The 862-nt window shown below is 53.4% G+C and carries 1 protein-coding gene; it reads left to right on the top strand.

Translation table 11 applies throughout. The features are described 5' to 3' along the window. The first annotated feature begins 95 nt into the window (after positions 1 to 95). Complete coding sequence (locus tag DU506_RS21275) at positions 96 to 845, top strand: IS5 family transposase (RefSeq protein WP_114488800.1); 750 nt, start codon at positions 96 to 98, stop codon at positions 843 to 845. Positions 846 to 862 lie beyond the last annotated feature (17 nt).

Genomic DNA, 862 nt, shown 5'->3' with positions numbered 1-862 from the left:
TAGGGTCTGTTGATGTTTGGTGGCAGGAAGATTTGGCAGGATAGGGGCAAGCTCACAGAATAGAGGTTCCGACACCAACAAACGGCGAGCCTGCCATGCCCCGACAAATGCTCACGGATGAATACTGGTCGAAGCTGAGACCTATCCTGCTTCAACAAGGTATCTATGACAAGACCGACCTGCGAACCACTGTGGAAGGCATTCTTTACCGAATGCGCACCGGTTGCCAGTGGCGAGATCTGCCCGAGGCATTTGGCCTCTGGAATACGGTTTACAAGCGCTTTAACGCCTGGTCAGCAGCCGGAAAACTGATGGCAGCTTTCCGTGCGCTTGTGGATGACCCCGATGTTGAATGGCTATTCATCGATGGTTCGTACGTCAAGGCGCACCAGGACAGCACAGGGGCTGCCACAGAAGGTGCAGAAGCCATTGGCAAAAGTCGTGCGGGCAACACCAGCAAAATTCATCTTGCCGTTGATGCTTATGGACTCCCCAACGCCTTCAGGATAACGGGGGGTGAAGTACACGACAGCACAGAGGCCCAGGCGTTGATAGACGACCTGCCGACAGGGGATGCGCTGATAGCTGACAAGGGCTATGACAGTGAGCGTATCCGTGAGCAGGTCGAAGCAAAGGGCATGCGCCCCGTGATTCCACGAAAGCGCAATTCAAAGAAAGGAAATAACAGTTTAGACAGAGGGTTATATCGCTATCGGCATCTCGTCGAGAACGCTTTTGCCCGATTGAAGCCGTATCGCGCGATAGCGATGCGGTATGACAAACTCAAACGAAACTACGAAAGCATGGTGGCCTTGGCCTGCGGTTTTTTATGGCTACCCATGTGAAAGGTCAACAGGCCCTA

Source organism: Vreelandella rituensis, assembly GCF_003336665.1.
GTDB classification, from domain to species: Bacteria; Pseudomonadota; Gammaproteobacteria; order Pseudomonadales; family Halomonadaceae; genus Vreelandella; species Vreelandella rituensis.
The sequence above is the reverse complement of the archived record's forward strand: the minus strand, read 5'-3'. Positions and strand labels throughout refer to the sequence as shown.